The organism is Nosocomiicoccus sp. HMSC059G07 (assembly GCF_001815515.1).
GTDB lineage: Bacteria > Bacillota > Bacilli > Staphylococcales > Salinicoccaceae > Nosocomiicoccus > Nosocomiicoccus ampullae_A.
Genome location: NZ_KV820861.1, coordinates 1 through 380 on the forward strand (window position 1 = coordinate 1; position 380 = coordinate 380).

Below are 380 nucleotides of genomic sequence, written 5' to 3' on the forward strand. Positions count from 1 at the left end.
ACTTAATGAAACAGAACGTGAAGAGCTAGAACGCTTAAGAGAAGAATTAAGAATGAAAGAACTGGAGAATATTATTCTAAAAAAGTTGAACGCCTTACCGACAGATCCAACAGACAAAAAACGAAAGTAGCGCTTGAGGTAAGGCAAGAGACGACTTATACGCTGAAGGAAATCCTAACAGTGTTGAAGCTACCGAAGTCTGTATATTATTACTGGATAAAACATATGGATGATCAGGAACAAAAAGATCGATGGCTAGTAGAAAAAATTAAAGAGATTGCCTCAAAACATAAAGGCAGATATGGATACAGAAGAATTAAAGCGATACTCGAAAACAGAGAACATGTTGTGGTGAATCATAAGCGTTTATTACGCATTAT

1 protein-coding gene is annotated in these 380 nt (G+C 35.8%); it reads left to right on the forward strand.

Features of this window, described 5'->3' with window-relative positions; translation table 11 throughout:
- Positions 1-225: 225 nt before the first annotated feature.
- Positions 226-380: IS3 family transposase (locus HMPREF3029_RS09740; protein ID WP_144265431.1), on the forward strand; the 155-nt coding region annotated here is incomplete at its 3' end.